Raw genomic sequence first — 20780 nt, 5'->3', positions numbered from 1 at the left:
AAGCGTTTTTTATATCATCCGGATAGCGGAGTTCCTGACTGCTCTAGTAATATGCTGGGACATAAAAATTGCTTCAATGTGGTAATGCATACACAATAGACTTCATTTGCAATCTTATGCCCATGAACTGGGTGAGCGCAGAGCGTGCCGCAGGCATAGGCGCAGCGTCTGGGCAGGAGATAGACAACGCAGGATGAAAGTAGACTTTCAAGACAGTTCTAGTGATGAGTGCGTTAGCACAACCGCAGACAGAAGATTTTGGCGCTTCTCAATAGTTGTGTCAGTTGCATCCCTTAGGCAAGATACCCGAAGTTAACCTTGACATTAGACAGCAAATCTGATAAATATAATAATTTGTGGAAACTTTAGCTCTTTAATAAACGCTTGGCTAACGTCATTGTTATAGGCGCCCAGTGGGGCGATGAAGGAAAAGGTAAAATAACTGACTTACTCAGTCGCTCCGCAGATGTTGTTGTACGTTATCAAGGGGGCGTCAATGCCGGACACACAATTGTAGTCAAGGGTCAGACCTTTAAGCTGCACTTGATTCCCTCTGGTATTTTGTATCCAGATACTGAGTGCATAATCGGCTGTGGGACAGTCATAGATCCACAGGTTTTGATAGCAGAACTCGACCAACTAGAAAAAGTAGGTGTTTCCACTCGCAATCTGCTTATTTCTGAAACAGCCCATATCACGATGCCTTATCATCGGATGATTGACCAGGCATCGGAGGAGCGAAGGGGAAGCCATAAAATTGGCACGACTGGTCGAGGGATTGGTCCTACTTATGCTGACAAATCGGAGCGGACTGGTATCAGGGTTTTAGACTTGATGGACTCTGAGGGGCTGGGCGAACAGCTGGAGTGGACGATTCATTACAAAAACGTCATTCTGGAAAAGCTTTACAACCTACCGCCGTTAGATCCCAAGCAGGTGATTGACGAGTACCTGGGATATGCAGAACGCTTGCGATCGCATATCGTCGATACGTCCTTAAAAATATACGACGCGGTTCAAAGGCGGCGCAATATTTTGTTTGAAGGAGCACAGGGTACGCTCCTCGACTTGGATCACGGGACATACCCCTATGTCACCTCTTCTAACCCAGTGGCTGGAGGAGCTTGTGTTGGTACAGGGCTAGGACCAACAATGATTGACCGAGTGATTGGGGTCGCGAAGGCTTACACCACTCGGGTCGGTGAGGGACCTTTCCCCACAGAAATAGATGGGGAATTGGGAGAATTGCTATGCTCACGCGGTGCTGAATTTGGTACGACCACTGGACGTAAGAGACGTTGCGGTTGGTTTGATGCGGTTATCGGTCGCTATGCCGTTCGCATTAACGGTATGGACTGTCTGGCAATTACCAAACTGGATGTCCTCGACGAACTGGAGGAAATCAAAGTTTGTCTGGCTTATGAGATAGATGGGGAACGCTGCGAGCACTTTCCTAGCAGCGCCCGTAAATTTGCACGATGTCAGCCTATCTATAAAACCATGCCAGGATGGCGCACCTCAACTAGTCACTGTCGCTCCCTAAAAGAATTGCCAAGGCAAGCGCTGGACTACTTAAAATTTTTGGCAGAATTGATAGAAGTCCCGATCGCAATTGTTTCCTTGGGCGCTAGCCGCGACCAGACTATCATTGTAGAAGACCCCATACACGGTCCGAAACGTGCTTTGTTGCACCCTGACGGCACGCCCGCTTCATTGCTGAGTGCGTAGAGGTGTAAGGCAATGCAACCGTGCTGAGTGATAATATCAAAATCTAAAATCCAAAATCTAAAATCTAGAATCCGAAAATGGAGCTAACAGTAGATTGTCAACAGCGACCAGAAGGCACTAAGCCCAATGCTTTGCGTCGTTCTGGAAAAATCCCCGCGAATTTGTACGGTCATAAAGGTACCGAGTCAATTGCTCTTGTTATTGACGCTAAGATTGTTGAGCGCCTGCTCATAAAAGGTTCGGTTAACAACACTTTGATTGATCTGAATGTGACTGATATTCCTTGGCGTGGGAAAACCTTACTACGGGAGGTTCAGTCTCATCCAGCAAAACGTACGCCTTACCACCTTAGCTTTTTTGCTGTTGCAGGTCATGGCGATGCTGATGTGGAAGTGCCAGTGCATTTTGTGGGAGAACCAGTTGGTGTGAAGCAAGAAGGTGGTGTATTAGATACACACATTACAGTCTTGTCACTACGTTGTCCACCGGAAAATATTCCTGAAGCGATTGAAATTGATGTCTCTAACCTACAGATAGGAGATAGTTTGACCGTTGAACAACTCACCCTACCTGCTGGTGCTAGATATATGGGTGAGCCAGGACAATCTGTTCTTATTGTTTTACCCCCACAAGGAAGTTCTGATACAGAAACAGAATCTACGACCTGAGATACCTAAAGTTTGTTATAGTTACCGATGAAACCAGGGGGTATACCTCTGGTTTTTTTGTATTTGAACCGCCAAGACGCCAAGAAAAGATGACAGAAGTTTCTATTCCCCCTTTGATTGAGCAGATGTTGCAGCCTGGGTTTTATCCACACCCGGTGAAGGAACCAATTGAATTGGTTCAGACGCATATTTCTTATGTGCTATTGACTGGGAATTATGCTTATAAAGTCAAAAAGCCTATGAATTTTGGCTTTTTGGATTACTCGACTTTAGAGAAACGGCGACATTTTTGTCACGAAGAGTTGCGTTTAAATCAGCGAGGTGCTGCGGAACTTTACTTGGAGGTTTTCCCTTGTACCCTTGTGGGGGAGCAGTACCAACTAGGGGGAACGGGAGAAGCCGTGGAATATGTGCTGAAAATGCTCCAGTTTCCCACAGATGCACTGTTTAGTAAAATGTTTGAGCAGGGTAAGTTAGATGAAGCACTCCTGGAGGAGTTGGGACGAGTGGTGGCTCAATACCATGCTAAAACTGTGACGAACGATGAGATTCGCTCTTTTGGTGAGGTAGAGCAAATTCGGGCGGCATTTGACGAGAATTATGAGCAAACTGAAAAGTATATCGGTGGTCCCCAGACACGGGAGCAGTTTGAGGAGACAAAGCGGTATACAGATCAGTTTTTTGCCCAACGTCGCGAACTTTTTAACAGCAGAATTCAAAATAGCTATATTCGCGAGTGTCACGGGGATTTGCACCTGGGAAATATTTGTTTGTGGCGCGATAAAATTTGGCTGTTTGACTGCATCGAGTTTAATAAGCCGTTTCGCTTTGTCGATGTGATGTTTGACATTGCTTATGCTGTGATGGATTTGGAAGGTCAGCAGCGTCCAGATTTAAGTAATGCTTATTTGAATACTTACGTCGAACAAACTGGCGATTGGGAGGGGTTGCAGGTATTGCCCATCTATTTAAGCCGTCAATCGTATGTTAGGGCAAAGGTGACTTCATTCTTGTTGGATGATCCAAGTGTGCCTTCTTCTGTCAAGGAGGAGGTGGCAAAAAAAGCAGCTAATTATTACAAGTTGGCTTGGGAATACACAAAACCCCGCCAAGGACGGCTGATTTTGATGTCGGGTGTGTCAGGTTCTGGTAAAAGTACAACGGCGCGGTATTTAGCTCGTCAATTGGGAGCAATTCACATTCGTTCGGATGCCGTGCGAAAACATCTGGCGGGAATTGGGTTGTTGGAACGTGGTGGTGATGATTTGTACACAGCCGCGATGACACAGAAAACTTATGCACGACTGTTGGAATTAGGAATTTTGTTAGCAAGTGAAGGCTATGTGGTGATTTTAGATGCTAAGTATGATCGTCAGCAGTTGCGCGACGAGGCGATCGCTCAGGCTCAAGAGCATCAACTTTCTCTTCAAATTATCTCCTGCATAGCACCATCAGAAGTTTTGCAACAGCGATTGAATGACCGTACTGGTGATATTGCCGATGCTCAAGCTGATTTATTAGCGTCTCAGCTTGAGCAAGCGGAACCCTTGACTGAAAAAGAAAAACCACTCGCTAAAATTTTGGATACGACTCAATCAATAGAGGCACAATTAAAGGATGTGATTCGGCAATAGGCTACGTCTTATGGCACCACCAAAGCTAAACTTCTCAGGAAACTTCGTCACTCAAATCCTATTAGGATTATTTTTTACCCTCGTATTTCTAGCTACGGGATACGACCCAGCCCTTAGTATTTTTCTGGGTGTATTGGGTGGTTTAGCCTTAGGCTGGGTGACAGCATCAACCAAAACTGGTCCCCAGCCATCTACAGTAGCTACCTCTGAGGGCGTTGATGCGGGCTTGAAGTATTGGTTATTTTTCTTACTAGGCTTTGTGTTCGTGGGGTATCAACCACCCATGAGTATCTTTCTAGGCGCGATCGCTGGTATAGGCGGAGGCTGGATTATTGCTTGGTGGCAAAGCAAGGAAGAATCAAGAACTCAACTACAACAAGACCAGTCAGAAGATACCGAAGTTGAAATTCCCAGTAACAGACCTAGACGGCAAATCAGGAAAACCACTCGCCGTTACCGTCGCCGTCCTGGAACTATTAATTTCCGCTTTTGGGAACGGTAGCCATTGAGTGATTGGTGATTGTTAGTGGTGAGTGGTGAGTTGTTGGTTGTTAAAAAGTGCCACTAACCTCGACCCATGACCCACTACCCACTACCTACTACCTACTACCCAACCTACTAACTCTCATGTTTTTATATCTCTCTAAGTTGCTACCGTTGTTTTTCTATCCCCTGGGACTGGCTTGTCTATGTATGCTGGTAGCACTTTTTATGTTATGGAAACGACCACGCACTGCGGCGCTAGCAATTGCGCTGGCGCTGACTCTATTGTTATCTAGCAGTAATGGTTGGGTTTCTCGTTTGCTTGTGAAGTCTTTGGAATGGCAAAATCTGCCATTGGCTGAAATACCAACTACAGAAGCTATCGTGGTTTTGGGTGGTGCTACTAAATCTGCTTTGCCGCCACGACCAACTGTAGATTTAAGTGAAGCAGGCGATCGCGTTATTTACGCTGCTCAACTCTACCGCCAAAAAAAAGCTCCTATCATTATCCTGAGTGGTGGTCGCATCGATTGGCGGGGGAGTGGTCTATCTGAGTCGGCAGATATGGCTACTATCCTGACCTCTGTTGGTATACCAAAAGAAGCAATTGTACAGGAACCTGATTCCCTCAACACCTATCAAAATGCGCTAAATGTCAAGAAAATTCTAGAGTCTCGCGGGATTCGTCGCATTTTGCTGGTAACTTCCGCAATTCATATGCCGCGATCGCTTCTCATTTTCCGTCATCAAGGTATTGATGCTATTGCGACACCTACAGACTTTCTCATTAGTGAGGGTGAATTGCAAGAACTGACTAGCACCCCAAAGGCGGCGTTATTGAATGTGTTACCTGATGTCGAAAACCTCCGCCTATTTACTACTGCTTTGAAAGAGTACGTTGGTATTCTTGCTTATCGCTTACGCGGATGGCTATGAAAGGGAGTTATAAGTTAGTAGGGAGTGAGTAAGTAATAATGAAGAAAGATTTGTAGAATAATTTCCCACTTTTAACTCTTAACTTCTAAACTTCATTAAGATTATGTCTCAAGAATTACGGCACATCATACCTTCTCCTCAACCAGAAGTTGAGGACACATTCGCGACGTACCAAACAACTTACCAGTTTTACAAAGAAGTTGAGGTACGGTCAGAGTTTCAAAAATACTGTGAATGGTATTATACTACAGCAGAACGCCATCGTCAAGAGCTAGAAAAAATGCGCGGCGAACTCAATATAATGCAGTGGTTTCGTAAAAGATAGACCCTTATGGGTATTGTTAAGTTCTAAAGCAAGCATATTCTTTTGTCAAGTGACCGAATTATAATGGCGAGTAACAGAAACCGAATGCTCTGATTGCCCTGATCCAGGTGTTGAGGTCATTCTTTATGCCCGTCGTGATCCATGCTACGACTACTCCAATTGCTGGACTGCAAGATATCTGGGCAGAAACATTCGGGGAGCCTCAAATTTGTATTGCTGTTTTAGATGGTTTGGTGGATCAAGCCCACTCTAGTCTTGTGGGTGCCAAACTAACTCAACTAGAACCTCTTATTCCAAACATTTCCAATCAAGGTTCGGCAGCCCAACACGGTACACACCTTACAAGCATTATCTTTGGGCAGCATCATGAATCAATCAAAGGCATCGCTCCACAATGCCGGGGTTTATTGATTCCCATCTTTATGGATGGCAAGGGAGATGTAATCGCCGGAGGCGGGGCTTTGCCCATCGCCCCTTGTTCTCAACTCGATCTTGCCAGAGCCATCCTTTTAGCGGCAAATCACGGTGCCCATATCATCAACATCAGCGGCGGACAACTGACCCCGAGTGGAGAGGCAGATCCGCTCCTGGTCAACGCCGTTCGCCATTGCACAAACCAGAACATCCTGATTGTTGCGGCGGCTGGCAATGATGGCTGTAACTGTTTGCATATTCCTGGTGCGTTGCCATCTGTTCTCGCGGTGGGTGCGATGAATACAGAAGGATTGCCGCTGGATTTTAGCAATTGGGGCGAACTATATCGCACACAAGGGATTTTGGCACTGGGTGAAAACATACCTGGAGCAGTTCCCGGAGGGGGTATCACAAGCAGCAGTGGAACGAGTTACGCTACGGCTGTTGTCTCTGGCATTGCAGCTCTGTTGCTGAGTCTTCAACTTAAGCGAGGTCAAGTTCCAAATCCTCAAGTGGTTCGAGATGCCATTTTGAGAAGTGCGATCGCCTGTGAGGACCAGCCTGCTCCTGATTGTCGTCGTCTTCTAGCGGGTCGTCTCAATGTCAAAGGAGCAATGTCGCTCATTCTTGAACAAGGAGAAACCATGAATGAAAACATAGAATTAATGACGGTGAAATCAACACCTATTGAGAGGACAAATCCGTCACCTCCGCAAAGACAAAACCCGGCTGTTCAAGCAGCAACCTACAGTGCGCCTGCTTCTGAAGTGGCTTCCCAAACGATGCAAGCCCTACGGTCATCACCTCAAGCGAAAGAACAGGTAAATTCTGGTGGAATACAACCTGCGGCTTGTAGTTGTGGAGGTGGCAACAGCGTACCTGCACAGTTGGTCTACGCATTAGGACAGTTAGGGTACGACTTCGGTACAGAAGCCCGTCGAGATTCTATCCAGCAGCACATGGGCGAAGGGGCAAATCCTCAAGACCCTCGACAACTGTTAGCCTATCTCGATGAAAACCCTTGGGATACAGCAGCGATTATCTGGACGTTGAACCTGGATGCAACACCTATTTATGCAATCCAGCCTCAAGGAGCTTATGCCGAACAGGGGTATGGACGATTGCGCCAGTTCCTCCTAGAGCAGTTAACAGAAGGCGTTGAGCGCATTTCGGTTGCCGGTGTGATCATTGGGCAAGTCATGCTGATGTCTGGTCAAGTTGTGCCTGTGATTCTTCCCACGCTTCGCTGTATGTATAGCTGGACAACAGCGGCATTAATCGAAGCCGTCTGTGGAAATCCTCCGGCTGAGTCTGCATCAGAGCAAGAACGAGGTGCGTATGGGCAGCGATCGCACTCTGTTATCAATTTCCTGGAACGAGTTTACTACGAGCTTCGCAATCTCGGCATCACACCGCAAGAGCGAGCCATCAACTACGCCGCAACCAACGCTTTCAACGTCGAACGAATCTTCGAGTCCGCCATTCAAGAAGAAATGGATCTCGACAGGATAGAGGTAGAACGCAGCCCGTTATGTCGTCCAGATTCTGATTGCTGGGATGTCAAGCTGACGTTTTTCAATCCCAGACGAGTGTTTGAACAAGCTCGAAAAGTGTATCGATTCACCGTCGATGTGAGTGATGTGTGTCCGGTGAGTGTGGGGAGAGTGCGATCGTGGTTTGTGAGGTAACAAGCCCATATCTTTCTGTCATGCCTTTTAGTGCCTTCACGTTCTAGTTTTTGTTTAGGAGGATGGAAAAATGAGAATTCCCAACCAATCCGCAAGTCAGATGAGAACTATATCAAATATGATTTGGGATGACTCCATTGGTATCAACCCTTTGCAGGTTCTCTCAACTTTGCTACCCATTGAAGGACCTAATTTTGATACATGTTACCGAACCTGTAGGTTTTATGGAGGTGGGCGCGTTGGATGCTTCTTATCCTGTTTGTCTTGGATAGGCACGTTCGCTGATTGAGATAATCCAGTAGCTAAATTAATTGATGTTAGGAGAATAAAAAATCTGAACAAGCTCGAAAAGTGTATCGATTCACCATGGATGTGAGTGATGTGTACCCGGTGAGTGTGGGGAGAGTGCGATCACACAAACCGCGATGGCAATGCGGCTATATTCGATACGTCTGTAAATAAAGAAATTCAATTATTTGGAGGAAACATAATGAAACTCCCTAATCTGTCACAAAGCATTCAGCGCTCCAGGCTAACGTCAACTGTTTACCAATCCTCACAAATGCTTCCATCACAACTGTCAATCACGAATGAGTTTGAGGAAGAAAATGTGCGGCGAACAATCGTCGGTTACGTTAGAAATATCGTTAGTCAGGGATGTTTTCCTTGTTGTTTCTGTTGTAATCAAGGTAACTGTTGTGCTGAGTGCAGGGAAAAGAATCTTGCCGCAAATCTCTAGATCAATGTCATGCATCACCTTATGGCAGGACGAGACCCAAACCTGCTAGAGAGATTGAGTTGTCAACGGATAATAGCGATCACATCGTATGGCAAATAGCCCACATTCCGGTTAGTGTCTTTGTTCGGTTCCTTGTACAATTAATATCACCCATTCTTGGAGTGTAAAGCCATGCCAATGGCGGTTGGAGTCATTGAAACCTTAGGTTTTCCGGCTGTGCTAGCAGCAGCGGACGCAATGGTCAAAGCTGGTGCAGTTACCGTTGTTTATTATGGGCTAGCGGAAAGCGGTCGGATGTTGGTCGCGGTTCGGGGGCACACTGCTGAGGTACAAAGAGCAGTAGAGGCGGGTATTGAAGCAGGTAAACAAGTTCATGGTGGTAAGGTGATTACTCACTACATCGTTCCTAATCCCCCAGAAAATATAGAAACTATTCTGCCAATCCATTTCACTCAAAAATCAGAACCATTCCGAATAATGTAAGTGCCAACCTTTGACTTTTTTACACGCTTCGTAGCCCCGGTGATTGACAAGCAACTATGAAGCAACTTGTTGATCTACTTGTACTGCCATCAAAAAAAATATACGCTTACGATAGGTGCAAACACCTTCAATAAAGCTACTTCCTTGGGAAGCAGACTGACTTGCTTGAGTCGAGTGCAGGAAAGTTGTACCTTCAAATTTATCTGGGCAAGGGAGGAGCGATGCCCCTGTCTTACCCAACGTACTTACTTAATTATTAATTTTAGGAGGTTGCCAATGTCACTACAGGCAGTTGGATCGATAGAAACAAAGGGCTTTCCTGCCGTGCTAGCAGCAGCAGACGCAATGGTCAAAGCAGGTCGAGTCACCCTCGTAGGATACATAAGAGTGGGTAGCGCTCGCTTTACAGTTAATATTCGTGGGGATGTATCTGAGGTAAAAACCGCCATACAAGCTGGTATTGAGGCAATAGAACAAGTTCATGGCGGTACTCTAGAATCTTGGGTTATCATTCCTCGTCCCCATGAAAATGTCGAAGCCGTTCTGCCTATCGGTTACACAGAACAAGTGGAACAGTACAGACAAGCCGTGGAGAACCCTGTAGTACGCAGATAATTGGTAGTTAGTCAATACTCGGTAGTTGATATGTCACTAAGTATATGATGAGCAACTTTTTTTTAATGTTTACTAATGACTAATCCATGTCTAGTGTCTCGATTATTATCCCCACCTTAAATGAACAGAAGTGTCTGGAACGCACTTTACGCCATCTTAGTATACTCGTACCCCCAGCTAGGGAGGTGCTGGTTGTAGATGGTGGTAGTTCTGACGAAACCGTTGCCATAGCCCAACAAGCAGGAGCTTCTGTCCTTGTTGCTAAACAACGTGGACGTGCTGCACAAATGAACCAAGGCGCAGAGGTAGCAACGGGAGAGATCCTCTGCTTTTTGCACGCAGACACCTTGGTTCCAGATGACTTGGTGGCAATAATTGAGCAAACACTAGCAGACAAAACGGTTGCTGCTGGAGGTTTTATTTCTTTAATGACAGGTGATAAAACCACACGCTGGGGAGTGTCACTACACAACTTTGTAAAAAGTTACTACGCGCCATTGCTTTTTCGCCCACACCTGTTTTTTCAAGGACTACGTTTGTTATTTGGGGATCAAGTGATGTTCGTGCGTCGTGCTAATTTCTGTGAATGTGGAGGTTTTGACAGCAACCTCCCAATTATGGAAGAGGCTGACTTATGCCTGAAGCAGGTGCAGCGGGGGCGAATTCGTCTGGTGAATCGTATTGTCCAAAGTAGCGATCGCCGCGTAGCACACTGGGGTTTCCTCAAAGCTACGGTCATATATCTTTGTGTTGGCTTTCTTTGGGGTTTGGGCGTCTCGCCACAATACCTGAAGCAGTTCTATGAGGATGTTCGGTGAAAATCTAGCGGCTCAATTAGCAATAGAATTATAAGAGTACCCTCATGGGTACTTCTAAATTTTTCGTAGCTTTTTCACAAAACTATAGTATATTAATCTCTCTAATCTTAAGGAGGCTGATCTATCTTACAGTCAGATAAATTCTCTAAATAAATGATAAAATCTATTGATTTCTCTTATTTTTCACCGATACCATTTTGTTTTACATCAGCTAAAGGATTAAACGATGGTGTATTTGTGAAACTTCTACAAGTGGTTTACCAAACTCATTGTGACAACAAGTCCTGACCTGTCAATTTTTACGTTGCGAATTAGTGTTAAGTCTTTCAACAGCCAAGTATTCTAAACGTGGATACACCCTCGCGTTGGAAAATCCAAAATCGTATACCTTCTGAGCCATCAGAAAAACACGGGACTGGTGAAGTAGGAGTATAAAAAATGGCAATACTGTATACGACCCGATAGGGAACTCTAGAGGGTGAAACATATATTAGCAAAGCAACGTCTAGAGAGGTGAATTAAATTCGCCAGATCAATCAGGTGCAAAATGTTAGTTATTCCTAACCCCTGATAAGAATACTTTGCATTCTCCAACATTCTAGATAGTTAGCTTTTGTTGAGTTAATACAACATATGGTACTACTTTACAAAAATTTACCTTTAGGGAAAGAGACGAGAAGAACTTACAAAGCCTAATTTTCCCACCTTTGAGGTTGTGAGGATGCACCAAAACTGAGAACTTTCTGCATAAGTCTAGTGAGTCAAAACGTAATAAAAGTAGAAACAACACATCAGATGTCATCATGGACATCATCAAATTAGGTGCAATGGTTGTGTGAAAAAGTAAAAAGGGAGAAAAGGGGGTTGTGATGCAAACTTTAAAACAGGGTTTCGAGGAGCGCAATCTCACTATGGTTTTGGAGGCGGAAAAACTGGCGCAATATTGGCGAAAGCGTCTGGAGATGGAATGTCCAGAACAAAGTGTTGCCAATAGGGAAAGTATAGTCAAATGGCTGTTAGGAAATGACTTACATCGGTTTGAGACACTCAACCTTAAGGAACTAGATATCGCTAAACAAGCGATGGAGTACCGTTACAAGATTTTGCGTCAGCGCTATTTGGGAATTGCCAGAGAACGTGCTTACCGCAACCTGATCACTCGGTTGGGGAGTTTGGTCACACTGCGCCATAAGATTCAGACTTGGGTCGCCCTGAGTCGCGATCGCCAACGGACGGTGCTGGATGTGCTGCAAGAAGTTATCCAAGAATTACTCCAAAGTGATAACTACATACAACAGCAAATGGCTTGTATTACAGAATATACAAATGATGAGCGGTTAAAGAACGGTCTGCTGTTTGCCAGTGTAGAAGAGTATTGTTTGCGACCAGTACGCAATCAACCGCTTCTAGCGTATCGTTTTGTGAACTATCTGAGGAGAACTCAACGTGGTGGTTTAACCCAAGTGCCAAGCAATGACTTAGTCAGGCTTGTCTCTGAGGAAATTCTCACAGATGACAGTGACAATCGAGTGAATTTGGTTGATACTCAGGCAGTAGCTGAATATCAAGAAGCACAACAAGCAGAAGAACAGCTTGCACTGCGTCAAACAGTCAAACAGGAATTTGAGGATTATTTACAAGAAAATCTTGGGCAAGAAGCTGTAGAGTGGCTGCGACTCTACCTGCAAGGGAAATCTCAAGATGAGATTGCCAAAAAATTAAATAAGTCCAGCAAGGAAGTCTACCGACTGCGAGAAAAAATTAGCTACCACGCTGTGCGCGTGTTTGCCCTTAAAGGTAAACCAGAACTGGTCGAGAGCTGGTTGTCGATTTCCTTGAAAGAACACAACTTGGGGCTAACACCAAACCAGTGGGAACAATTGTATGAACAATTGACTCCCATGCAGCGCCAGGTTCTGGAGTTGCGTAAAGCAGGTCATTCCCTAGAAGACACAGCTTCCCGGTTAGAACTCAAAACCCATCAAGCAATGGGTGAATGGACTAAGGTCTACCAGGTAGCCCAAGCTTTGAGAAGTCAAAACTGAGGTCGTCCTGAAAAGGAGATTGGTAATAGGTCTAAAATTTCAAGTCCATAGTCTAGTAACTTTTAGCTACTAAACTATAGACTGTTGACTATTGACTCAAGATTACCCATTACCAATACCTACACAATCTCTTGAGTCTTTGTATTTATTTTTACTTTTTTATCTAAGGATAATGAGGTATTTTCTACCAACTGACTTAAAGACAGAATAGGATATAACAAAAGAGCAATCAATAAGAGCGTATGTTGTCTTCAGAAGGCAAACCAACTGATAACGCAGCAATTGGTAAGCAGGTGCCATCAACTACACAAATTCAATGGGAGCAAGAACTGGATCGCGAGCAAGTCTTCCAGCTGATTGAGAATATCTTGTCCTTTGAAGCCTGCTTTTACCACCAACTCTTGCCCTTGAGAAAAGAAGACAACAACCTCTTGCTAGGAATGGTAAATTCCCAAGACAGTGCGGCGTTAGATTACGTAAACCGCATCATCTCTTACATGAATTGCACAATGATGACGCAGCCGATAAGCGGTGAAACTCATCGTAAGATACTTTCAGCATATCTTAACTACAAAAATACATCTCTACCTACTGTCAAACCAGTACACAAGTCCTCGACAGACCTTACGCAACAAAAGAAAGCAGAGACCCTTGATAACCAGACGATGACCTCTGCAAATGCCACATCAAGATGGGAGTTGACGCAGGTACAAACCTCTGAAAATGCCATCCCACAAGCACATTCCCCACACATCAGCACACCACTTACCCCTTCTATAATTCCACCTGAGACAGAAGACTTAAAGGGGGATAAGGAAACACACGAGACTAGCCCGACAGAGCATCCTAACAGTTTACACATCTTGCACCTACCAGATATAAAGGCATTCACTGCTATTGAGGAACTAGCAGTATTACCACCCAAAAAATTACTGGAACAATTACTAGGGCGAGTTCTATCGGCAGGCGGAATTGGTCGCCTGTATCTGGAAAGACAACCATATCAAGGTAGGATACTCTGGAGTGACAATGGAGTCTTGCAATCTGTATTAGAAAAACTACCTCTGTCTGTTTTCCAAGGGATACTCAATGAATTGAAGCGATTTGCTTCCCTCTCTGTTACCACAATTGTAGAACCAAAACAGGTGGAGAAGGAATGCCTGTATCAACAAAACCGTTTGTTATTACGCTTACGAGTTATGCCGGGGATGCACGGCGAAGAAGCGACTCTACAAGTGTTGCGAGGAGCAGCATTAAAGTTTTATCAACAACAGCAGTTGGCGCGTTTAAGCCGCGACACACTAGGAGTATCCCACCAACTCAGCTATAAACTGCATGAATTGAAAAAGCGGCTTGTTTTAACTCACAAGCTAAACTCTGGACAATTAGAGGTTTTTAATGCCCTAAACCAATTGTTGGAGAATTTAGACTATCAGGTAAGAATATTAACAGAGATTTCCGAGCCACCGAAAAGTAACAAATAACAGTACTAAGTACTTAGAACTTACTACTGAGTGCTGATTATAAATGACTCAGCACTCATCGATCTAAACTCAAACTACCTTGGTGAACCCGCTGATTTCGATTCTAGACCTATTATACTGTCATGGTATCCTAAACCGATTTGTCTAAGTGGTGGCTTTCAAGCATTGCAATATTTGATACTAAAAATTCAGAAAAATAGTGTTAAATACAGAGGAAAGAGTCGATGAGTAAGTTTTTTGACTTGCAACTATTGACTATTAACTATTAACTATTAACTATTAACTAATAATTCATAAGTCGGGATTCTTACCTCACAACCACAGATGACTGAAGCAACTGCACCTCGCACTAATACTTACACAAAGCAAACTGCACCGATGATTCACTATCAGGTGGCAATGCCTAAGCCAGAAACGCACTTATTTGAAGTGACTTTGCGTCTGCTAGGCTACACATCACCGATTTTGGATTTGAAATTGCCCGTGTGGACACCAGGGTCATATTTAGTGCGGGAATATGCTAAACACTTACAAGATTTTGCGGCTTTTGCCAATGACAAGCCCTTGTCTTGGCAGAAAATAAGTAAAAATCACTGGCAGGTAGAAACAGTTGACGTATCAGAAATAACTGTATGTTACCGCATTTTTGCCAATGAGCTATCAGTGCGAACAAATCACCTAGACTCTACCCACGGTTATTTCAATGGTGCAGCACTGTTTTTTAGAATACCCGGTTGGGAGAAGCAACCAATTCAGGTGACTGTCGTACCGCCACACCCAGAATGGCTGATCACCACAGCATTATCACCAGTTCCCAACAAGGCAAACACTTTCCGTTCTTCAGATTTTGACACCCTTGTAGATAGTCCCTTTGAGATTGGTCTCCACCAGTTATATCACTTCGAGGTATTGGGAAAACCCCACGAACTGGCAATTTGGGGAAAAGGCAATTTCCAAGTACAGCAGATGATTGCTGATATTAAGAAAATTATCGAAGCAGAAGCACGAATGTTTGGTGGGTTACCATATCAACGATACGTGTTTCTGCTGCATTTATTTGCTCAAGCTTATGGTGGTTTGGAGCATAAAAACTGCTGCTCGCTCATTTATCAGCGGTTTGGTTTGCGCGATCGCGACAAGTACGAACGCTTCTTGCAATTGGTAGCACACGAATTCTTTCACTTGTGGAATGTCAAACGCATTCGCCCCAAAGTATTGGAAGTTTTTGATTACGACCAAGAAAACTATACACCGTCGCTTTGGTTTTGTGAGGGGACAACAAGTTACTACGATTTAGTGATTCCTTTACGGGCGGGAATTTATGATGCTAAGTCATTCCTGAATAATTTGAGTAAGGAAATAAATCGCTATGAAACGACTCCAGGACGAAAGGTACAAGCCCTTTCGGAGTCGAGTTTTGATGCCTGGATTAAACTGTATCGTCAGGATGCCAATAGCGGCAATAGCCAAATTTCCTACTATTTAAAAGGGGAAATGGTATCGTTGTTGCTAGATTTGCTCATTCGTTCGCGACATGGAAATCAGCAATCACTTGATGATGTCATGGTTAGGATGTGGCATCAATTTGGTAAAGATGAAATTGGTTACACTCCTCAACAGTTGCAGGAAGTCATTGAGTTGGTTGCTGGTCTGGATTTGACTGATTTTTGCCAACGCTACATAGATGGAACTGAAGATTTGCCTTTCAACGAATACCTGGAACCTTTTGGCTTGCAACTGGTAGCGGAAAAGGAGGAAGAACCTTACTTCGGTGTCAAGGTTAATAGTGAGCATGGACGCGAGATAATTAAGTTTGTTGAAGCCGGTTCACCCGCACAATTTGCAGGAATTGACCCAGGAGATGAGTTGCTGGCTATTGATGGTTTGCGCTTAAGCGCCAATGCGTTAGGCGATCGCCTCAAAGATTACCAACCCAAGGACACTATTCAAGTCACAATTTTCCATCTAGACGAACTCCGCACCCTACCTGTCACTCTGGGTTCCCCACGTACCAGCCAGTATCAAATAAAATCAGTAGAAAAACCTTCTCCTGCACAAAAAGAAAACTTTGCTGGATGGTTAGGTGTGCCTTTAACAACCCTTGGCTAATTATTCGTAATTGATAATTCGTAATTCGTAATGACCAATTAAATTACGAATTACGAATTAAAGCCATATACAGGTAATATATTGAGGCAAGGCAGACTATTTCATCAACGGAGAGACAAGATGGAAAAGTATATATGCAGCGTCTGCGGCTACGAATATGACCCAGAAGTAGGAGATCCAGATGGGGGAGTAGAACCAGGAACATCCTTTGAAAACATACCAGACGATTGGGTGTGTCCTGTGTGTGCGGCGTCAAAAGATCAATTTCAGCCGGAAGAATGAGTCATAACACTCGTTCAAAATGCTCAACCATTGGAAATGGGTCGTAGAAATGGTGAAGCAACCGTTTCCATTCTTGATATTCAGGTGACAAACGAAACCCAACAGTGTGGTCTTCCAAGGTTTGCCATCGCACAAGAAGCAAATAGCGGTTTGACAGTTCCATACAGCGATGGAGTTCATGGGATATGTATCCCTTCATGGAAGCAATGATAGGTGATGCTTTGGCGAAAGCAGCTTCAAACTCGCTCTCCATACCGCTGCGAACATTGAGCATGGCAACTTCTAGAATCATCTTCTCGCCTCAAGGGTGGGATATCCTACATCATGCCACAGCAGGTTCAAGCATCCGAATTGTCCCTGCATCAGCATCAATTTCCACCTCTAAACCGATAGGGAGTGTCAGCACATTTTCTATGTGACCAATCATTGCACCAGACCAAGCAGGGATACCTAATGGTTTGATGTGATCCCAAAGAACTTCTTCTAAGGTGAGAGAACCATAGTCAGCGTCCGGTGAACAATCAGAACATTGTCCAAAAACAAAGCCAGCAAGTGTGTCAAATAAACCTGCAATTTTTAAGTGAGTCATCATGCGGTCAATGCGGTAAATGTTTTCGCGAGTATCTTCCAAAAATAGAATTGCACCGTTTAAATTGGGTACGTATGGAGAGCCGACAATAGCTGATAAAACTGAGAGATTTCCGCCAATCAGTCTGCCTTTTGCTTTACCTGGAGTAATAGTTTGTTTGCGATACTTCACTTGCATCAAACGCTCAGAATCATCACCATCTTTCTGGTTTTGAAAGGTAACAGTTTCGCCGCTAAACAAAACACGGCGAAAATAATCTGTCTGAGTCGTTCTCCAAGAACTCAATCCGTTGGGACCGTGAAATGTGATAAGGTTTGCTTGGGCATTCAATCCGAGAATTAAAGCTGTAACATCACTGAAACCAACCAGAATTTTAGGATTTTTGCGAATGCGCTGGTAATCTAAGTAAGGCAACATCCGGCTACATCCCCATCCACCACGAATTGGCAAAATGGCGGCTATGGACGAATCGCCAAAAAACTGGTTAATATCAGCAGCACGGTCTTTATCTTTGCCAGCTAAATAACCATACCGTTCAAGTAGATGAGGTGCGAGTCGGGGGACAAGTCCCAATCCCTTGACTGCATCTATGACAATATTAAGTTCTTCGCGGACAAATGTAGCACCAGCAGGACTGACAATTCCCACAACAGATCCTGGCTGCAAACGCTTGGGTTTTAATAGTGGTTTACGTGCTGCTCTTGCCAATTTTAATGGAGAGGCGAATACTGAAGAGGTAGCAGCTAAATTAATGAGAAAGTTACGGCGGTTAATCATGAGATTTTTGCACATGGAGCACGATGTTATTAAACCACCATGCAACAGCAGCCGTAAAATTCTTGCTAATAGAAATCACTCAGTGCTATAAAAAAAGCAAAAGAGGGAGTTCCACCCCCTCTCCAGAATAAGCAATCATGAAGTTACAGATAGCTACTCACTACACACGTCCTGGCAGGAGGGCTATTGGGTTGACTGCGCCTTTACCGGATGGATGGATTTCAAAGTGGCTGTGCGGACCAGTGCTAAAGCCAGTACTACCCATGAAAGCAATTGTTTGACCTTGGTGTACCTGTTGACCGGGTTGCACCAAAATCTTGCTATTGTGACCATAGCGACTCATGCTGCCATCGGCATGGCGGATATCCACAAGATTACCATAGCCACCTCTGTTCCAGCCTGCCTTTTCAACTACACCGTCAGCCGCAGCGTAAATTGGTGTACCAGTGGAGTTAGCAATGTCAATTCCCTTGTGCATTCTTCCCCAGCGCCTACCATAACCAGAGGTGAGGGTGCCCTTTGCAGGCCAAATATAAGCTGTGGTAGAGGTGGATGGGGGGGGTGTATTTTCGTCAATCGGTTTAGGCAGGTATCTATCTACTGCTGCTAAAGGTGGTAACTGTGGATAAACGGTTGTTCCCCGCAGAGAGCCAAGGGATTGAGAGGCATCACCACCCATGGAAGGCGTTGCTATCGCTTGATTTGGTAGCAGTTCTGGATTAATTGGTTCGTTTGCAGGTCTTTGATTAGCACGGTATGTAGGTCTACCCGGTTTGACACTATAGTTGGGTGTCATCGGTCTGGGAACGGGTATCGGTATCACAGCAGTATTCGGTTCGGTGACGGGAATTTGCACTGCTGTATCGTTTGGTTGGGGAACAGAAATTGGCACCGCACTATCGTTTTGACTGGAAACTGGAACCACCATTGGGGCATCATTGGTTTGCGAGCCATTCGGCACGACTGCGTTACCAAACTGTTGGGAGCGGTACTTCGCCCGTAATTTCTCGATTTCCTCGTGTAAGCTGCGGAGGCCTTGACTATTTTTTACCTGTTTTGCTGTCGTAGCAGTTGGTCTTTGTGCCAATTGAATTTCTGTAAAAACTTTTGGCACTGGGGCGTCACCACCAACACCATTCATACCATAAGCTGTGACAGTACTAGAGGTTGTTTGGGAACTTGTCGTAGTATTTTCTGTTGAGTTGGCAGTCGTTGATTGAATGTAGGTCTGAAACTGGTTTTCGGCGACTACTGGTGTTGGGACAGTAACACTGGTGTTGTTGGCAATGACGGGGCTTGCACTTGTTTGGCTAACCTTGGTAGTACCACTAGAGACAACAGCACTTGATTTCATTGCGATTGTCGTAGTACTGGGGTTTTCAGCTACGGGAATGGCCAGTTTTTGACTGATTTGCAGCTGATTAGGGTTGCTGAGACTATTTGCCTTGACTAGTTCTAAGACTGAAGTCCCGTAATTAAGAGCGATTGCTGCGAGTGTATCTCCAGGCTTGACTTCGTATTTTGTTGCAGTTGTCGTTTGTCCGACCACTGTTGGTGCAACAACTGCACCTGAGGTTTGCGTGGGTGTTGCCACTACTGGTGCTGACGACTCCTGTGCCTCCAACCTTTGCTTTAAGCTCGACACAAGCCTTGATCTGCTGATATCACTGGTGGTATCCGAGTGCTCAGTAGCAGTGATTGTGCTTATCGGCAGATTCTCAGCCACAGTCATTGGCTGTGGGAACCTCGTGAGTGTTTGTTGTGATAAATCTCCGGTATCTTGCGACCGCCAATCAGCCAGACTTTTTCTTAACCGGTTCGATTTTTCTTGTAATCTGTTGAGTGCAAACTCTTGCTGCGCTTTGAGTTGAGCATTGACTTCCGGCTCCACTGTGTTCTCTGCTCCTGCTATTTGTGGTTGAGCAGAGAGTGACGACACGGTTCGCACGCCAGCAATGCCATCAGCATTAGAGAGTGTTTGTACTCCCAGCCTTTTGGACTGTTGTACATTTGTTGTTTCCGACGCGATGTTCCGTTGCTCTGTCCCTTTGGGCGAACTGGGAACCACCACTGGTGCAGACGCTTGCACAGACATATTATTTGCCGCTACTTCCCATTTAGCTCCAAGCCTGGGTATCTGTGAAATTACTGTTGGTTCCACTATGGCAGGACTTTCAGGCACGCTCACTGATAAGACGGCTGGCGAGTCCAGTTTCTTTGTGGGAGCAAATTTCACTTCGGTATCAGAAGCAGGAATTGTTGAGGCTGTATTTTGGTTACCTAACGGTTCCGCTGCTACGGCTTGCTCGCTTTGTCGAGTCACCAGAAGGCTGGTTGCTCCCATTGATATTGCCAAGCCAATCATCGCGGCTGTTTTTGGCATCCGGGATTGGTTAACTCTTGGATTAACTGCGTCTATCTGTTCCACCGGGGCATCATCGCTTGGGGTATTTTCCAACTCAGCTTGCACTCTCTTCTTCAATGCTCGTTTCAAAGACGACCTCCTATGATCACTAGCGCTTAACTGATCTCGATTTTTCCGTCGGAATACTAGTCAATGATTTAGATCACTACAAACAATAGATCAAGATCACACTCACCAGAGATACTTAGGCAAGATTAACCTGGTTCTCTGATTTAGACAAGTTCATACCATTTATTAAAAATTAAATTTATGAGTTGACTTGTCCTGTTCACACTTCACACCTTAAGGCTTACACCATATAAGTTTTTTTCTTTACAGCTCTCGCCTTTATTGCTTTCCCAGCCCCGACTGACAACCACTATATTTGCCAAGTCTTCTGGAGCTTTGAGCAATTAGGTGCTGCGACTTCACCGAATAGCATTGCACCCTGCTGTAGATATCTTCAAAGTTTTTCTACCGCATCCGTTTTCTCCAACCGAGACTTTACGTTGATTATTCCCCAAAAAACAACCGTATTAACTCGCACTTTCCTCTATCT

18 protein-coding genes and 1 pseudogene are annotated in these 20780 nt (G+C 44.8%); 15 read left to right on the top strand and 4 right to left on the bottom strand.

Annotated elements, in window-relative coordinates; translation table 11 throughout:
• The first annotated feature begins 384 nt into the window (after positions 1-384).
• From MAS10914_RS0118885 to MAS10914_RS0118850, 9 genes and pseudogenes are all read left to right on the top strand, one after another.
• Positions 385-1728 (top strand): adenylosuccinate synthase, encoded by a 1344-nt coding sequence (locus MAS10914_RS0118885; RefSeq protein WP_017317514.1) that lies wholly within the window; start codon positions 385-387, stop codon positions 1726-1728.
• Between the two features lie 77 nt (positions 1729-1805).
• Positions 1806-2396 carry a 50S ribosomal protein L25/general stress protein Ctc gene (locus MAS10914_RS0118880; RefSeq protein WP_017317513.1) on the top strand — a complete coding sequence of 197 codons (591 nt, stop codon included), beginning with the start codon at positions 1806-1808 and terminating at the stop codon, positions 2394-2396.
• A gap of 89 nt (positions 2397-2485) precedes the next feature.
• The gene (locus tag MAS10914_RS0118875; protein ID WP_017317512.1) at positions 2486-4030 is read left to right on the top strand and encodes a bifunctional aminoglycoside phosphotransferase/ATP-binding protein; all 1545 of its coding nucleotides are present in this window, start codon (positions 2486-2488) and stop codon (positions 4028-4030) included.
• A 10-nt stretch (positions 4031-4040) separates the two neighbouring features.
• Positions 4041-4532: a hypothetical protein gene (locus tag MAS10914_RS0118870; RefSeq protein WP_017317511.1), complete on the top strand. Its 492-nt coding sequence runs from the start codon at positions 4041-4043 to the stop codon at positions 4530-4532.
• Positions 4533-4657: 125 nt separating this feature from the next.
• Positions 4658-5449 (top strand): YdcF family protein, encoded by a 792-nt coding sequence (locus MAS10914_RS0118865; protein WP_026082663.1) that lies wholly within the window; start codon positions 4658-4660, stop codon positions 5447-5449.
• 103 nt (positions 5450-5552) lie between these two features.
• Positions 5553-5774 (top strand): hypothetical protein, encoded by a 222-nt coding sequence (locus tag MAS10914_RS0118860; RefSeq protein ID WP_017317509.1) that lies wholly within the window; start codon positions 5553-5555, stop codon positions 5772-5774.
• A gap of 125 nt (positions 5775-5899) precedes the next feature.
• Positions 5900-7876 carry a PatA/PatG family cyanobactin maturation protease gene (locus tag MAS10914_RS0118855; RefSeq protein ID WP_017317508.1) on the top strand — a complete coding sequence of 659 codons (1977 nt, stop codon included), beginning with the start codon at positions 5900-5902 and terminating at the stop codon, positions 7874-7876.
• Between the two features lie 336 nt (positions 7877-8212).
• A pseudogene (locus tag MAS10914_RS36670) lies at positions 8213-8338 on the top strand (cyanobactin maturation protease PatG family protein); the annotation flags it as partial.
• 448 nt (positions 8339-8786) lie between these two features.
• A complete protein-coding gene (locus MAS10914_RS0118850) occupies positions 8787-9098 on the top strand; it encodes a carbon dioxide-concentrating mechanism protein CcmK (protein WP_017317507.1) in 312 nt (103 codons plus the stop codon).
• Between the two features lie 54 nt (positions 9099-9152).
• Here the strand turns inward: MAS10914_RS0118850 and MAS10914_RS35710 are convergent, their stop codons facing one another.
• Positions 9153-9338: a hypothetical protein gene (locus MAS10914_RS35710; protein ID WP_017317506.1), complete on the bottom strand. Its 186-nt coding sequence runs from the start codon at positions 9336-9338 to the stop codon at positions 9153-9155.
• Positions 9339-9374: 36 nt separating this feature from the next.
• Here MAS10914_RS35710 and MAS10914_RS0118840 point away from each other — a divergent pair, with 36 nt between their 5' ends.
• The 6 genes from MAS10914_RS0118840 (at position 9375) to rd (ending at position 16451) form a co-directional block, all read left to right on the top strand.
• Complete coding sequence (locus MAS10914_RS0118840; RefSeq protein WP_017317505.1) at positions 9375-9713, top strand: carbon dioxide-concentrating mechanism protein CcmK; 339 nt, start codon at positions 9375-9377, stop codon at positions 9711-9713.
• A gap of 86 nt (positions 9714-9799) precedes the next feature.
• Complete coding sequence (locus MAS10914_RS0118835) at positions 9800-10531, top strand: TIGR04283 family arsenosugar biosynthesis glycosyltransferase (RefSeq protein WP_017317504.1); 732 nt, start codon at positions 9800-9802, stop codon at positions 10529-10531.
• Positions 10532-11400: 869 nt separating this feature from the next.
• A complete protein-coding gene (locus tag MAS10914_RS0118830) occupies positions 11401-12576 on the top strand; it encodes a HetZ-related protein 2 (protein ID WP_017317503.1) in 1176 nt (391 codons plus the stop codon).
• Between the two features lie 242 nt (positions 12577-12818).
• A complete protein-coding gene (locus tag MAS10914_RS0118825) occupies positions 12819-14060 on the top strand; it encodes a hypothetical protein (RefSeq protein WP_017317502.1) in 1242 nt (413 codons plus the stop codon).
• Between the two features lie 324 nt (positions 14061-14384).
• Entirely contained in the window at positions 14385-16169 is a 1785-nt protein-coding gene (locus tag MAS10914_RS0118820; RefSeq protein WP_017317501.1) for a M61 family metallopeptidase, read from the top strand.
• A 120-nt stretch (positions 16170-16289) separates the two neighbouring features.
• On the top strand, positions 16290-16451 hold the full coding sequence (gene rd / locus MAS10914_RS0118815; protein ID WP_017317500.1) for a rubredoxin: 162 nt from the start codon (positions 16290-16292) through the stop codon (positions 16449-16451).
• Position 16452: 1 nt separating this feature from the next.
• Here the strand turns inward: rd and MAS10914_RS0118810 are convergent, their stop codons facing one another.
• The 3 genes from MAS10914_RS0118810 to MAS10914_RS0118800 all read right to left on the bottom strand — a co-directional run bounded on the left by MAS10914_RS0118810 (position 16453) and on the right by MAS10914_RS0118800 (position 20311).
• Entirely contained in the window at positions 16453-16743 is a 291-nt protein-coding gene (locus MAS10914_RS0118810) for an antibiotic biosynthesis monooxygenase family protein (protein WP_017317499.1), read from the bottom strand.
• 30 nt (positions 16744-16773) lie between these two features.
• Positions 16774-17817 (bottom strand): S66 peptidase family protein, encoded by a 1044-nt coding sequence (locus tag MAS10914_RS0118805; RefSeq protein ID WP_017317498.1) that lies wholly within the window; start codon positions 17815-17817, stop codon positions 16774-16776.
• 160 nt (positions 17818-17977) lie between these two features.
• Positions 17978-20311, bottom strand: a complete 2334-nt coding sequence (locus MAS10914_RS0118800; RefSeq protein ID WP_026082661.1) for a peptidoglycan DD-metalloendopeptidase family protein — start codon at positions 20309-20311, stop codon at positions 17978-17980.
• Positions 20312-20780: the final 469 nt, after the last annotated feature.

This window comes from Mastigocladopsis repens PCC 10914 (assembly GCF_000315565.1).
Classification (GTDB): Bacteria; Cyanobacteriota; Cyanobacteriia; order Cyanobacteriales; family Nostocaceae; genus Mastigocladopsis; species Mastigocladopsis repens.
The sequence above is the reverse complement of the archived record's forward strand: the minus strand, read 5'-3'. Positions and strand labels throughout refer to the sequence as shown.

Bases quoted from the DNA above. Each gene is read 5' to 3' on its own strand.
- MAS10914_RS0118880 (WP_017317513.1), top strand. From the start codon at position 1,806: ATGGAGCTAACAGTAGATTGTCAACAGCGACCAGAAGGCACTAAGCCC.
- MAS10914_RS0118875 (WP_017317512.1), top strand. From the start codon at position 2,486: ATGACAGAAGTTTCTATTCCCCCTTTGATTGAGCAGATGTTGCAGCCT.
- MAS10914_RS0118870 (WP_017317511.1), top strand. From the start codon at position 4,041: ATGGCACCACCAAAGCTAAACTTCTCAGGAAACTTCGTCACTCAAATC.
- MAS10914_RS0118865 (WP_026082663.1), top strand. From the start codon at position 4,658: ATGTTTTTATATCTCTCTAAGTTGCTACCGTTGTTTTTCTATCCCCTG.
- MAS10914_RS0118860 (WP_017317509.1), top strand. From the start codon at position 5,553: ATGTCTCAAGAATTACGGCACATCATACCTTCTCCTCAACCAGAAGTT.
- MAS10914_RS0118855 (WP_017317508.1), top strand. From the start codon at position 5,900: ATGCCCGTCGTGATCCATGCTACGACTACTCCAATTGCTGGACTGCAA.
- MAS10914_RS0118850 (WP_017317507.1), top strand. From the start codon at position 8,787: ATGCCAATGGCGGTTGGAGTCATTGAAACCTTAGGTTTTCCGGCTGTG.
- MAS10914_RS0118840 (WP_017317505.1), top strand. From the start codon at position 9,375: ATGTCACTACAGGCAGTTGGATCGATAGAAACAAAGGGCTTTCCTGCC.
- MAS10914_RS0118835 (WP_017317504.1), top strand. From the start codon at position 9,800: ATGTCTAGTGTCTCGATTATTATCCCCACCTTAAATGAACAGAAGTGT.
- MAS10914_RS0118830 (WP_017317503.1), top strand. From the start codon at position 11,401: ATGCAAACTTTAAAACAGGGTTTCGAGGAGCGCAATCTCACTATGGTT.
- MAS10914_RS0118825 (WP_017317502.1), top strand. From the start codon at position 12,819: ATGTTGTCTTCAGAAGGCAAACCAACTGATAACGCAGCAATTGGTAAG.
- MAS10914_RS0118820 (WP_017317501.1), top strand. From the start codon at position 14,385: ATGACTGAAGCAACTGCACCTCGCACTAATACTTACACAAAGCAAACT.
- rd (WP_017317500.1), top strand. From the start codon at position 16,290: ATGGAAAAGTATATATGCAGCGTCTGCGGCTACGAATATGACCCAGAA.
- MAS10914_RS0118810 (WP_017317499.1), bottom strand. From the start codon at position 16,743: ATGATTCTAGAAGTTGCCATGCTCAATGTTCGCAGCGGTATGGAGAGC.
- MAS10914_RS0118805 (WP_017317498.1), bottom strand. From the start codon at position 17,817: ATGATTAACCGCCGTAACTTTCTCATTAATTTAGCTGCTACCTCTTCA.